Genomic DNA, 12,717 nt, shown 5'->3' on the forward strand with positions numbered 1-12,717 from the left:
TCCGTTCCGCCACCAACTCTCTTCCTTAACGCCCGGCGAACGCAGCTTATCCAGGCGACGCTTGACCACTAACATTCTATTATATTAGTATTCCTTATGCCTTTCGCCCCCCGGCTTTGTTCGGGGTGGCCTTTTCAGAGTTTGGGTAATGACGCGCTTCATCAAGCTATCGCACGCCGACAACATCCTACTGGCGGTCGATCCATTGGCGGCCGGCGAAAAGGCCGGCGACGTGGCTGCGAGGGCTCGCATCCCGCGCGGCCACAAGATGGCCATGCTCGACATCGGGGCGGATGAACCGATCGTAAAGTATGGCCAAACCATCGGCTTCGCGCGTGGGCCGATCGCGGCCGGAGATTGGGTGCACGAGCACAATGTCTACCTGCGCGATTTCGAGCGCGACTACGAGCATGGCACCGACGTCAGGGAAACGCCGGTCCTTCCCGATGGCGAACGGGCGACTTTCATGGGCTACCGCAGGTCCAACGGCAAAGTCGGCACGCGCAATTTCATCGCCGTCCTGACCTCGGTAAACTGCTCGGCCAGCGTCGCCCGCTTCATCGTGGAAGAGGTCAACCGTTCAGGCATGCTGCGCGACTATCCCAATGTCGACGGCGCCATTGCGCTCGTGCACGGCACCGGATGCGGCATCGACACCAAGGGCCCGGCCTACGATCTGCTGAAGCGCACGCAGTGGGGTTTTGCCACCAATCCCAATGTCGGCGGCGTGCTGATGGTCGGACTTGGCTGCGAAGCTTTCCAGATCCCGCGTTGGATGCAATCTTATAACATCGAGGAAAGCACCACGTTCCGCACAATGACGATCCAGGAAACCGGCGGCACCCGCAAGACCGTCGATGCCGGGGTGAAGGCCATCGTCGAGATGCTGCCGATCGTCAATGCCGCGGAGCGGACGCCGCAGCCGGCTTCCGAGCTGGTGCTGGCGCTACAATGCGGCGGCTCGGACGGCTATTCCGGTATCAGCGCCAATCCGGCACTGGGCGCGGCAGTGGATCTGCTGGTCGCCCAAGGAGGGACCGCCATCCTTTCTGAAACACCCGAAATCTACGGCGCGGAGCATCTCTTGACGCGGCGAGCCGAAAGCCGGGCCGTCGGCGAAAAACTTGTCGAGCGCATCCGCTGGTGGGAGGACTATACCGCCAGGCACGACATGGAGATGAACAACAATCCGTCTCCCGGCAACAAGCTCGGCGGGCTGACCACCATCCTGGAGAAGTCGCTGGGCGCCTCCGCCAAGGGAGGCACGACCAATCTGCGCGCGGTGCTGGAATATGCCGAGCCTATCAACGAGCGCGGCCTCGTCTTCATGGACACGCCAGGCTACGACCCGGTCTCGGCGACCGGTCAGGTGGCGGGCGGTGCCAACATATTGTGCTTCACCACCGGGCGCGGTTCGGCCTTCGGCTGCAAGCCGACGCCGTCGATCAAACTCGCCTCCAACTCCTTCATCTTCGAGCAGATGCCCGACGACATGGACATCAATTGCGGCGACATCCTCGACGGCGTGACGCTGGCGGACAAGGGCGAGGAGATCTTCGCCGAGATCCTGCGCGTGGCATCGGGCGGGCGCACCAAGTCGGAAGCGCTCGGCTATGGCGACAATGAGTTCGTGCCCTGGAGCCTCGGCGCGACGATGTAGCAGTACCGCTCACTTTCAACACGTACCCCCAGTATCTCAGACGGAAAGAACCGCTCGGCATGAACAGGATAGACCTTGACGGCCAACACGCCGTGGTTACCGGAGGCGCGCAAGGCCTCGGCTTCGCGATGGCAAAGCGTTTTGTCGCCTCGGGCGCGACGGTCACCTTGTGGGACCTCGACGAGGCGCGCCTCGATACGGCCAAGCGGGAACTCGGCAAGGCAGCCACGACGCTGGTCGTGGACATAGCCGACTGGGGTTCGGTGGACGCCGCGCGTGCCAGGACGGAGGAGATCGCGAACAAGATCTCCATCCTCGTCAATTCGGCGGGCATTGCCGGCCCCGCCGCCCCGCTCGATACCTACGACGTCGATGTGTGGAAGAAAATCATCGACGTCAACGTCAACGGCACCTTCTACGTCAACCGCGCCGTGGTGCCGGGGATGAAGGAGCGCAATTACGGGCGCATCGTCAACATCGCCTCGGTCGCAGGCAAGGAGGGCAACCCCAACGCCGCCGCCTATTCGGCCTCGAAGGCCGCCGTCATCGGCATGACCAAGTCGCTCGGCAAGGAGCTGGCGCAGTACGACATCGCCGTCAACTGCATCTCGCCGGCCACTGCGCAGACGCGCATCCTCGAACAGCTGACGGCCGAGCACATCGAATACATGCGCTCGCGCATCCCGCGCGGCCGCCTGCTGGAGGTCGACGAGGCCGCCGCCATGGTCGCCTGGCTCGTCTCCAAGGAAAACAGTTTTACAACCGCTTCCACCTTCGACCTGTCGGGTGGGCGAACGACCTACTGACGAAAAGACGCTGTTCAGGCGGGCAGCCGACCAAGGCTGGCGGCGAAGCGCTGCACCATCGCAAGCCCGGTCTCGTTTGGCCGCATCGCTGGCGCACGGTCGTGAATCTGGATACCGGCGCGGGCGCCGAACAGCCGCTTGCCGTAGCAGATCAGGTTCTCGATGCCTTGCATGACGAAGACCGCCGCCGGCAACATTCTTTCGTAGGCCGCCTCGGCCGCTGCTTCGTCTTCGGCGCGGAACGCCTGATAGGCGCGCACGGCGTGGTCGATGCCATCAGGCGCCAGGATCATGCCACGGCAACCGATGCGGAAATTGTCGGTCAATTCCAGCCCGCCCCGCCCGTTGAAGACGGGGATGCGGCCTTCGGTGCGCTCGATCAGGCCGGCAATGTCGGTGACCGGGCCTTCGCCCTTGATCAGCCTGATGTTGGGGTGGAGCGTGACGAGCTCGCGAATCTCGTCCGATGTCAGGCCACGGCCGAAAAAGGCCGGCGCGTTCTGGATCGCCACCGGCAGGTCGGTTGCCTCGGCGACGCGGCCAAAAAAGCGGATGTATTCGGGCGCTCCATAGGATCCAACTGGCGGCGGCTGCAGGATGACCCAATCTGCGCCGAGGCTTTCCGCATGCCGGACCTGGGATATCTGCTCGGCAACGGAAGACCCGAAGATGGTGAAGGCGAGCGGTACCTTGCCGGCGGTGTCCTGCGCCGTCCACTCCATGATCGTGCGGCGCTCCGCCTCGGTCAGCTTGGCGGCTTCTGTCGCGAGGCCAAGCGCCGCCATCCCATGCACGCCGCTCGCCAGGCAGATCTCGACCTGCCTGCGCATCGCCGCGCGGTCGAGTTTTTCCTGGGCGTCGAACAGGGCGTAGAGGATGGCGTGAATGCCGTGGAAATCATCGGGCTGGAATTTTGGCATCCCACGCGCCCTCAATGGCTTTCGCGCGGAATGGCGTGGCCACGGTTGCCGACCAGAAAGTCGAGATCGGCGCCACGGTCGGCCTGCAGGACATGGTCGACATAGAGGCCCTGATAGCCGCCGCGCATCGCCGGCTCGGGCGGCTGCCAGGATTGGCGCCGCCGCGCCAGCTCCTGTTCCGACACGTCGAGATGCAGCTTCCGCGCCTCGACATCGAGTTCGATCATGTCGCCGCTCCTGACCAGCGCCAGCGGACCGCCGACGGCGGCTTCGGGTGCGGCATGCAGCACGACCGTGCCGAAGGCGGTGCCGGACATGCGGGCGTCGGAAATGCGGATCATGTCGCGGACGCCCTTTTTCAGGAGCTTTTGCGGCAGCGCCATGTTGCCGACCTCGGCCATGCCCGGATAGCCCTTGGGGCCGCAATTCCTGAGCACCATGATCGAGGTCTCGTCGATGTCGAGTGCGGGATCGTCGATGCGCGCCTTGTAGTCGTCTATGTCATCGAAGACGACGGCGCGGCCGCGATGCTTCATCAGGGATGGTGAAGCGGCCGACGGTTTGATGATGGCGCCATCGGGTGCCAGATTGCCACGCAGCACCGCGATACCGCCATGCGGCGTCAGCGCCCTGTTGCGCGGACGGATGACCTCGGGATTGTCATTCCGGGCGTCGGCGATGTTGTCGCGTACGCTCTTGCCGGTGACCGTCAGCGCGTCGAGATCGAGCATGTCGGCGATCTCTTTCATGACCGCCGGAATGCCGCCGGCGTAGCAGAAATCCTCCATCAGGAAACGGCCTGATGGCATCAGGTCGAGGATGGTCGGCACGTCGCGACCGAAGGCATCCCAGTCATCGAGGCTGAGTTCGGTGCCGACGCGGCCTGCAATCGCCAGCAGATGCACGACCGCATTGGTCGAGCCGCCGATGGCGCCGTTGACGCGGATGGCGTTGGCGAAAGCCTGCTTGGTAAGAATGGCCGAGGGGCGCAGATCGTCATTGACCATCTCGACGATACGCCGCCCGGTCATGCGGGCGATGCGGTTGCGTCGCGCGTCGACGGCGGGATAGGCGGCGTTGCCGGGCAACGCCAGCCCGAGCGCTTCGACCATCGAGGCCATGGTCGAGGCCGTGCCCATGGTCATGCAGTGCCCAGGCGAGCGCGACATGGCGCTCTCGGCATTGGCGAAATCCTGCTCGCTCATGATGCCGGCTCGCACATCCTCGGAGAATTTCCACACATCGGTGCCGGAGCCGATCTGACGACCCTGGAAGCGGCCATTGAGCATCGGCCCACCGGAAATGACGATCGATGGCAGGTCGCAGGAGGCAGCCCCCATGACCAGTGACGGCGTGGTCTTGTCGCATCCGGCCATCAGCACGACGCCATCCATCGGATTGCCGCGGATCGCCTCCTCGACATCCATCGAGGCGAGGTTGCGGAACAGCATCGCCGTCGGCCGCAGATTGGATTCGCCGCAGGAGAACACGGGGAATTCCAGAGGCAGGCCGCCGGCCTCCAGCACGCCGGCCTTGATGTGCTCGACCAGGCCGCGAAAATGCACATGACACGGGGTGAATTCGGAGAAGGTGTTGCAGATGCCAATCACCGGGCGACCGTCGAAAGCATCGTCGGGCAGGCCGTTGTTCTTCATCCAGCTGCGGTGGATGAAGGCATCCTTGCCTTGGCCACCGAACCAATGCTGCGATCGTCTCCTGGTCATGGTCTTTTCCCGGTGCTCAGGCGGGATGCTGAAGCTGGCTCAGCCCGCCATCGACGACGAGGGTCGCCGCGTTCATGAACGGGCACTCGTCGGAAATCATGAACACGGCGGCAAGGGCGATCTCGCCCGCCGAGGCAATGCGGCCACCGGGATGCAGCGCCATGGTATTGGCGCGCGCTGCCGCCGGATCAGGAAAACTGTTCCAGTAGTCGATGGCCTTCTGCGTCTCGACATAGCCCGGCGCCAGCGCGTTCACGCGCACGCCCTGCCCGGCATATTCGAGCGCCAGCGATTTGGTCAGCCCAAGCAGGGCGTGCTTGGCGACAGGATAGGGAAAAGTGTGTGGGATGATGGTGAAGCCGTGGGTCGAGGCGATGTTGAGGATCGCCCCGCCGCCATTCGCCAGCATGCCCGGCAGCACCGCCTTGCTGCAGTTCCAGGCGCCCTTGACGTTGACGTCGAAATTGCGGGTCCACTCTTCTTCGGTGGCCTCCAGCGGCGTCGAGAAAACGTTCATTCCGGCATTGTTGATCAATGCGTTAACCGGACCTATCTCGGCGTTCGCGCGGGCAACGGCTGCTTTTATCGCGGCCCCGTCGCTGATGTCGGCTGTCGCATGCCCGACCTGCCCCTTGGGTGCCACGAGGCCCGCGACGGTCTTCTCCAGCAACGCGCCGTCCTGGTCGACGAGGAACAATTTCGCACCCTCGGCAAGACAGGCCTCGGCGATGGCCAGCCCGATGCCTTGCGCGGCGCCCGTCAGGAAGATGCGTTTGCCGGACAGGCGCTCAGCCATGGGTGTCACTCCAGTCGAACACGGTCAACGCCGGCCCAAGGCCGACGAACGCAGATTGTCGAGCAGCACGGCGAGCAGCAGGATCACGCCTCGCACGATGTACTGATAAAAGGCCGGGATATTGAGCAGGTTCATGGCGTTCTCGGCGATGCCCATGATCAGCACGCCGACGATGACGCCCGACATTGTGGCGCGGCCGCCGGCAAGCGACACGCCGCCGAGCACGCAGGCCGAGATGACCGAGAGTTCAAGCCCCACCGCCGCGTTGGGCTGTCCGGAGGTGATGCGTGACGCCAGCAGGATGCCGGCGATGCCGCAGACGACGCCTTGCAGGGCGAAAATCCAGATGCGCGTGCGGTCGACATTGACGCCGGCCAGCCGTGACGCTTCAGGATTGCCGCCAATGGCCAGCGTGTTCTTGCCGAAGACGGTGCGGTTGAGCACGAAGCCAAAAATGCCGAACAGAACCGCCAGCACCCAGACGGGTGTCGGTATGCCGAGGAATTTCGACAGCGCGAGCTGATAGAAGTCCGGGCTGTTGATGCCGACGGCGCGCCCGTCGGATGCGATGAGTGCAAGGCCGCGCACGATCTGCATGGTCGCCAGCGTCGTGATCAGCGCGTTGATGCGGAATTTGGCGATGACGATACCGTTGATGAAGCCGACAAAGGCACCGCAGGCGATCGCTGCCAGCAGCCCGAGCAGGATCGAGCCTGTGTAGTTCGACGCCATCACCGCGACCATGCCGGCGAAGGCAACGATGGAGCCAACCGACAGGTCGAAGTCGCGCGCCGCGAGACAGAACATCATGGTGCAGGCAACGATGCCGACGGTAACCACCGACTGTAGCAGGCCGAGCATATTGCGGTCGGTGAGGAAATTGGGAACCAGCAGCGAGACCAGCGCGAAGGCAACGACGAAGATGACGACGAGGCCCTGTTCGCCGAGCAGGATCTTCTTCAACTGATCGGTCATGTCAGGTCCTCAGGATGCGATGGCGTCGGGGGTTTTGGTGTCGGGAAGTGCCGCCGCCAGGATCGCCTTCTCGGCGAACTGGTTGCGTGCAAGCTCGGCATTGATGCGCCCGCCGCACATCACCAGGATACGGTCGCAAATGCCCATCACCTCCGGCAGGTCGGACGAGACGACGACGATCGCCATGCCATCCTCGGCAAGCTGGTAGAGCAGTTCGTAGATTTCCGACTTGGCGCCGACGTCGATGCCGCGTGTCGGCTCATCGACGATGAGGACGCGTACGCCCTGCTCCGACAGCCAGCGGCCAAGGATGACCTTCTGCTGGTTGCCGCCGGAGAGATTGATGATGTCTTGCTTGCGCGATGGCGTGCGCACCTTGAGCTTCTTGATGAAGGTTTCGGCCGTGGCGATCTCGCTGGCGCGGTTCAGGATGCCGAAGCGCGCGTGATGGCGCCGCGAGGAGATGTTGATGTTCTCCTCGATCGAGCGGCCCTGGATGATGCCGTCATGCTTGCGGTCTTCCGAACACAGCACGATGCCGGCCCGGATCGCGCCATGCGGGTCGGCGGCATGGATCGCCTTGCCATCCACCGTGATGGTGCCGCCCGAGCGCGGGTCGGCGCCGAAGACCAGCCGCATCAGTTCCGAGCGGCCTGCACCGATGAGGCCGAAGAAGCCGACGATCTCGCCGGCCCTTGCCTCGAAACTGGCCGGTATCTTCAGTTTTGCTCCGGAGATGGCTTCGACCTCCAGCCTCATGTCGCCGGCCTTGCGTGGCCGAAAACCCCAGATGTCGGAGATTTCGCGGCCGACCATTTCGGCGACAACCTGGTCGCGGGTGACGCCTTTCAGCGATGCGTGGTGCGCCGCGAGCTTGCCGTCGCGCAGCACGGTCAGGCTGTCGCAGAGGCGGAACACCTCGTCGAGCCGGTGCGAGACATAGATGATGACCTTGCCCTCGCCGCGCAGGCGGTCGATCAGGGCAAACAGGATTTCGCTCTCGCGCGACGACAGCGACGAGGTCGGCTCGTCCAGCGCGATGACGCGCGCGTCGAGCATGATTGCCTTGGCGATCTCGATCATCTGGCGCTCGCCGATCGACAGCGTCTTGACCTTGCGGCTGATATCGATGTCGATGCCGGCCGATTTCAGCTTGGCGCCGACGTCCTCCAGCATCTTGCCGCGCGCGATGACGCCGGCGCTGGCGGGAAAGCGGCCGAGGCTGAGGTTCTCGGCGACGGTGAGTTCCGGCACGAGCTGCAATTCCTGATGAATGACGATGACCCCATTGTCGAAGGCATCCCTTGTCGAGGCATAGGCGTGGACCTTGCCGTCGATGCGGATCTCGCCTTCGTCCGCATGCTGGTCGCCCGACAGGATCTTGATCAGGGTCGATTTACCGGCGCCGTTTTCGCCCATCAGGCCATGCACTGCGCCCCTGTCGACGCCGAACGAGACGTCCGACAGCGCCTTGACACCCGGATAGGTCTTGGTGATGTGCGAGAAGTCGAGAAAGGACACGGGCGTCGATCCTTCTTGTGCCACGGCAAACAGGCGGCGGCATGAGCCGCCGCCTGTTTGTACAGGGAGGATTATTCGATGCCGAGGCCCTGGCGGACCTTCTGGTAGTCGTCGCGTTTGGCCAGCGCGCCGGAGGTCAGGATCAGCTTCTCCGGTTCCTTGTTGTTGGCGACCCAGTCATACATGTTGAGCGCCGTCTCGTAGCCATGGCGCTTCGGCGAGATGATCACGGTGCCGACAAAGCCAGTGGCGGTCGGCTTCTTGAATTCGTTGATCGCCGAATCCGCGCCGCCGATGCCGACGCCGATCATGCCGTCAGCAGCAATGCCGACGCTTTCGGATGCGCGCACTGCACCGAGCACCGCTTCGTCGTTGAGGCCGAAAGAGACCCACTTCTTGATGTCGGCATGGGCGTTGAGCACCACCGTCGCGGCATTGAGGGCTGCTTCGGTGTCGGTCTTGGCCTGGGGAGCGTCGAAAATGTTCTCGGCCTTGAAGCCGTTGGCCTTCAGCACCGAGATGGCGCCTTCGACACGGTCGACGGCAGTCGGCAACTGGTCATAGGAAACGCGGATCGCACCGACTTCGTCGGCCTTCCAGCCGCGCGCCTTCATCTCATCGACGATCGCCTGGCCGACGGCCTCACCGATCTTGGTGGCCGAGATGCCCATATGCGGCACGTCTTCGAGCGCCTTGCCGTCGGCGCCGACCAGACGGTCGTCGACGGTCATCAGCTTGAGATTGTTGGCGGTGGCCTTGGCGACGATGCCGGGGCCAAGCTTTACGTCCGGCGTGCAGACGATGAAGCCCTGGGCGCCCTGCGCGCCGAGATTGTCGATCGCCGACATCAGCTTTTCGCCGTCCTCGGCGCCGATCTTGACGAGGGTAAAACCCTTTTCCTTGGCGGCCTGGTCGGCGAACTTCCATTCGTCCTGGAACCACGGCTCCTCGGGCTGTTTGACGATGAAGCCGATCTTGGTGTCCTGAGCATATGCAGCGATGGTCGTGACGGACAGCACGGCAAGCGCGCCCGCGACGAGCGCGGTCTTCAGAAGTCGCATGATTACCTCCCAGCGATGGCCGGGCGCTCAGCCCGGATGCAGGAGTCTCTAATTGTTTTTATCATACTCGTCAATTGATCTGGTATGATAATTAAGATACATGCTCTGACCAGGGATCGCTGGCGCAAATCATCCGCATCCGGTAAGGCCGGGCCGGTTGTGCGAAACCAGTGGGTTCGCCGCCTTGGAGGAGGGCTGAGGTGACCGAAACGTCTAAGAAGGCTTCAGCCGACACGGCCACGCGCCGCCCGCGCGTCATGCCCGATGTGACGAAGGCGATCGCCTCCGACATCTTTTCCGGGCGCTATCCGGCCGGCTCTTCCCTGCCCACCGAAAACGAACTCGGCGTCGAGTATGGCGTCAGCCGCACCGTCATCCGCGAAGCCCTGAAGGTGCTGGCCGCCAAGGGGCTGGTGCTATCGCGGCCGCGCGTCGGCACCATCGTGTGCAACGAGGACGACTGGAACATCATCGACCCGCAAGTGCTGGCCTGGCACGCGCCGCATGCGCTTGACGACAAGCTGTTCGATGCCATCCTGGAGACACGCCGGGCCATCGAGCCGCTGGTCGCCGAGTTGGCCGCCACGCGTGCGACGCTGCAGGAGATCGCCGATCTGGAGGCCGCGTGGCGCGGCATGGCTGATGCCGGCGAGGACCTCGCCGCCTTCTCGCGCAGCGACATTGCTTTCCACCAGATCGTCTATGCCGCCAGCCACAACCCGATCTTCCGCCAGATCGGCAACCTGATCGACACCGGGCTGAAATTCTCGCTGGAAGCGACGGCAACCATCTCGCTCGACCGCCGCATGGAAGCCGTGGCGGCACACCGCGAAGTGGTGGAGGCGCTGCGCATGCGCGACGCCGAGGCGGCGCGTGGTGCTGCCAACCGGATCCTCGACCTTGCGGCGCGCGACCTCGTCAGCGCCAAGAAACTCAAGAACAACTGAGACCGCGCATGAAAATCATCTCGCTCACCACCTACATCGTTCCGCCACGCTGGCTGTTCCTGAAGATCGAGACAGATGCCGGCGTCACCGGCTGGGGCGAGCCGGTGGTCGAAGGCCGCGCGTTGACCGTCGAAGCGGCGGTCAAGGAGCTTGGCGATTATCTCATCGGCAAGGATCCTCGCCTGATCGAGGATCATTGGACGGTGATGCATCGCGGCGGCTTCTACCGCGGCGGGCCGATCCTGATGAGCGCCATTGCAGGCATCGACCAGGCGCTGTGGGACATCAAGGGCAAGGCGCTCGGCGTGCCCGTGCATGAACTGCTCGGCGGCAGACTGCGCGACACCATCAAGGTCTATTCCTGGATCGGCGGCGACCGGCCGGCGGAAGTGGCGGCTGGCGCCAAGGAAGTCGTGGCCCGCGGCTTCCTGGCGCTCAAGATGAACGGTACGGAGGAACTGCAGATTGTCGACAGCCACGACAGAATAGATGCCGCCGTCGAACGCGTCGCGATGGTGCGCGAGGCGGTCGGGCCCAATATCGGCATCGCCGTCGATTTCCATGGCCGCGTCCACCGGCCGATGGCCCGCATCCTCGTCAAGGAATTGGAGCCCTACCGCCTGATGTTCATCGAGGAGCCGGTGCTCAGCGAAAACCGCGAGGCGCTGAAGGAGATCGCCGCCCTTGGCTCGACGCCGATCGCGCTCGGCGAGCGGCTCTACAGCCGCTGGGACTTCAAATCCGTGTTCGAGGACGGCGTCGTCGACATCATCCAGCCCGATCTGTCGCATGCCGGCGGCCTCACCGAGTGCCGCAAGATCGCGGCTATGGCGGAGGCGTATGACGTGGCGGTGGCGCCGCACTGCCCGCTCGGACCGATCGCGCTCGCCGCCTGCCTGCAGCTCGATGCCGTGAGCTACAACTGTTTCATCCAGGAGCAGAGCCTGGGCATCCACTACAACGCCGCCAACGACCTGCTCGACTACGCCGCCAACAAGGACGTCTTCCGCTACGAGGATGGCTATGTCGCCATCCCCGACGGCCCGGGGCTCGGCGTCGAGATCGACGAGGACTATGTCAACGAGCGGGCCAAGGAAGGCCACCGCTGGCGCAACCCGATCTGGCGCCACAAGGACGGCTCCTTCGCCGAGTGGTGAGCAGCGAGGTCAGCAGCCAAGCTACCACATTTTTTTCTCAGCATTATCGAGCAACGGTCTTCTGACACGTCACCAACGCCGTCCGTGTTCACGATGAGATCAGACGGGAACTCTTTTCGATAACGAAACCCAGCTTCTCACAAGCGGCAACGCATCGAACGACGGAAATCGATGCGTTGTTCCCAAGCGAGTTGCGTCCAGAGTTATCCGCCCCGATGAAGCATAGAGCCTGTTTGTTGTCGCTATCGCGGCGCATCCTGACGATGCCCGGCGGAGGGTCGCATACGGTAAGTGCCAGCGCCAACCCAGCAAGAGCGAGTGTAATCAGACTGCCGTTCCGCATTGACCTATCCCACCCCGCTGAAACGGAGACGGACCAGTTAGCATGCGCGCTGACAAAAAAGCTGAAACTCTATAGAACTTGGTGGAGCCAATCGGGATCGAACCGACGACCTCTTGAATGCCATTCAAGCGCTCTCCCAACTGAGCTATGGCCCCACTCCCGGCAGTCTGCCGGCGCCGTTTCCGGCGAGAGATCGGCGAGGGTTGGAAGACCGCGCCGTTAGTGCAGGCGGCTTCTAACCCCGCCTTTCCCAGATATCAAGCCTTCATCGGCGGCTTTTTCTTCACAGGCCGTGAAAGCCGGCAAACGCTTGCGTTCGAGACCTTGTCAGACCTCGTCGTCGTCGTCGCCGACGCCGATCATGTCGGCAACGTCGTCGTCTTCTTCCTCTTCGTCGGCGAGGAAGGTGTCATCCTCGTCGTCGCCGAGATCGACATCGTCCTCGTCGTCGCCGAGATCGGGAAGATCGTCGCCGCCCTTGGCCTCGTCATCGGCCTCTTCGAGCGAAACGACTTCGGCGCCTTCTTCCTCGTCGCCGTCCACTTCCTTCTCGGCCACTTCCTCGTCCTCCTCGAGGGCGGCGACCTTGCCATCCTCGAAATAGGAACGCGGATAGGTCTTGCCGGTGTAGGGCGAGACGATCGGGTCCTTGTTCAGGTCGTAGAATTTTCGGCCCGTTTCGGGGTCGACACGCTTTGTGCCAAGTTCGGTTTTTGCCACGGCAAGCCTCGTGAATAAAAGAGTGGTCCCCTTAACCACTGTTTGCGGCTCTGTCAAAGCCAAAAGCCGGCGTCACAAAACCATGCA

The 12,717-nt window shown here is 63.4% G+C and carries 11 protein-coding genes and 1 tRNA gene; 4 read left to right on the top strand and 8 right to left on the bottom strand.

Annotated elements, in window-relative coordinates; all coding sequences use genetic code 11:
* Positions 1-148: 148 nt before the first annotated feature.
* Positions 149-1,660 (top strand): altronate dehydratase family protein, encoded by a 1,512-nt coding sequence (locus tag EN845_RS26985; protein WP_127278176.1) that lies wholly within the window; start codon positions 149-151, stop codon positions 1,658-1,660.
* A 59-nt stretch (positions 1,661-1,719) separates the two neighbouring features.
* Positions 1,720-2,466: an SDR family NAD(P)-dependent oxidoreductase gene (locus EN845_RS26990; RefSeq protein WP_127278175.1), complete on the top strand. Its 747-nt coding sequence runs from the start codon at positions 1,720-1,722 to the stop codon at positions 2,464-2,466.
* A 14-nt stretch (positions 2,467-2,480) separates the two neighbouring features.
* On the opposite strand, the gene EN845_RS26995 is transcribed toward EN845_RS26990, so the two are convergent.
* The 6 genes from EN845_RS26995 to EN845_RS27020 all read right to left on the bottom strand — a co-directional run bounded on the left by EN845_RS26995 (position 2,481) and on the right by EN845_RS27020 (position 9,463).
* Complete coding sequence (locus EN845_RS26995) at positions 2,481-3,386, bottom strand: dihydrodipicolinate synthase family protein (protein WP_127872958.1); 906 nt, start codon at positions 3,384-3,386, stop codon at positions 2,481-2,483.
* 11 nt (positions 3,387-3,397) lie between these two features.
* Positions 3,398-5,110, bottom strand: coding sequence for an L-arabinonate dehydratase (gene araD / locus EN845_RS27000; protein ID WP_127872957.1), 1,713 nt, complete (start codon positions 5,108-5,110; stop codon positions 3,398-3,400).
* 16 nt (positions 5,111-5,126) lie between these two features.
* Positions 5,127-5,906 (bottom strand): SDR family oxidoreductase, encoded by a 780-nt coding sequence (locus EN845_RS27005; protein WP_127872956.1) that lies wholly within the window; start codon positions 5,904-5,906, stop codon positions 5,127-5,129.
* A 24-nt stretch (positions 5,907-5,930) separates the two neighbouring features.
* The gene (gene araH, locus EN845_RS27010) at positions 5,931-6,881 is read right to left on the bottom strand and encodes an L-arabinose ABC transporter permease AraH (protein WP_127872955.1); all 951 of its coding nucleotides are present in this window, start codon (positions 6,879-6,881) and stop codon (positions 5,931-5,933) included.
* A 9-nt stretch (positions 6,882-6,890) separates the two neighbouring features.
* Entirely contained in the window at positions 6,891-8,402 is a 1,512-nt protein-coding gene (araG, locus tag EN845_RS27015) for an L-arabinose ABC transporter ATP-binding protein AraG (RefSeq protein WP_127275809.1), read from the bottom strand.
* Between the two features lie 71 nt (positions 8,403-8,473).
* Positions 8,474-9,463, bottom strand: coding sequence for an arabinose ABC transporter substrate-binding protein (locus EN845_RS27020; protein WP_127275810.1), 990 nt, complete (start codon positions 9,461-9,463; stop codon positions 8,474-8,476).
* A 257-nt stretch (positions 9,464-9,720) separates the two neighbouring features.
* Here EN845_RS27020 and EN845_RS27025 point away from each other — a divergent pair, with 257 nt between their 5' ends.
* Both EN845_RS27025 and dgoD read left to right on the top strand, forming a co-directional pair.
* Positions 9,721-10,410, top strand: coding sequence for a FadR/GntR family transcriptional regulator (locus tag EN845_RS27025; protein ID WP_245464247.1), 690 nt, complete (start codon positions 9,721-9,723; stop codon positions 10,408-10,410).
* A gap of 8 nt (positions 10,411-10,418) precedes the next feature.
* The gene (dgoD, locus tag EN845_RS27030; protein ID WP_127872954.1) at positions 10,419-11,567 is read left to right on the top strand and encodes a galactonate dehydratase; all 1,149 of its coding nucleotides are present in this window, start codon (positions 10,419-10,421) and stop codon (positions 11,565-11,567) included.
* Positions 11,568-11,989: 422 nt separating this feature from the next.
* Here the strand turns inward: dgoD and EN845_RS27035 are convergent.
* Positions 11,990-12,065: transfer RNA gene (locus EN845_RS27035), tRNA-Ala, on the bottom strand.
* A 172-nt stretch (positions 12,066-12,237) separates the two neighbouring features.
* On the bottom strand, positions 12,238-12,630 hold the full coding sequence (locus EN845_RS27040; RefSeq protein WP_127872953.1) for a TIGR02300 family protein: 393 nt from the start codon (positions 12,628-12,630) through the stop codon (positions 12,238-12,240).
* Positions 12,631-12,717: the final 87 nt, after the last annotated feature.

It is taken from the genome of Mesorhizobium sp. M8A.F.Ca.ET.202.01.1.1 (genome assembly GCF_004791595.1).
Taxonomy (GTDB): domain Bacteria; phylum Pseudomonadota; class Alphaproteobacteria; order Rhizobiales; family Rhizobiaceae; genus Mesorhizobium.

What these genes read in the sequence shown, in the direction of transcription:
- EN845_RS27020 (WP_127275810.1), bottom strand. Translation starts at nt 9,463, where the DNA reads ATGCGACTTCTGAAGACCGCGCTCGTCGCGGGCGCGCTTGCCGTGCTG.
- araD (WP_127872957.1), bottom strand. Translation starts at nt 5,110, where the DNA reads ATGACCAGGAGACGATCGCAGCATTGGTTCGGTGGCCAAGGCAAGGAT.
- dgoD (WP_127872954.1), top strand. Translation starts at nt 10,419, where the DNA reads ATGAAAATCATCTCGCTCACCACCTACATCGTTCCGCCACGCTGGCTG.
- EN845_RS26995 (WP_127872958.1), bottom strand. Translation starts at nt 3,386, where the DNA reads ATGCCAAAATTCCAGCCCGATGATTTCCACGGCATTCACGCCATCCTC.
- EN845_RS27005 (WP_127872956.1), bottom strand. Translation starts at nt 5,906, where the DNA reads ATGGCTGAGCGCCTGTCCGGCAAACGCATCTTCCTGACGGGCGCCGCG.
- EN845_RS26985 (WP_127278176.1), top strand. Translation starts at nt 149, where the DNA reads ATGACGCGCTTCATCAAGCTATCGCACGCCGACAACATCCTACTGGCG.
- EN845_RS27025 (WP_245464247.1), top strand. Translation starts at nt 9,721, where the DNA reads ATGCCCGATGTGACGAAGGCGATCGCCTCCGACATCTTTTCCGGGCGC.
- araH (WP_127872955.1), bottom strand. Translation starts at nt 6,881, where the DNA reads ATGACCGATCAGTTGAAGAAGATCCTGCTCGGCGAACAGGGCCTCGTC.
- EN845_RS26990 (WP_127278175.1), top strand. Translation starts at nt 1,720, where the DNA reads ATGAACAGGATAGACCTTGACGGCCAACACGCCGTGGTTACCGGAGGC.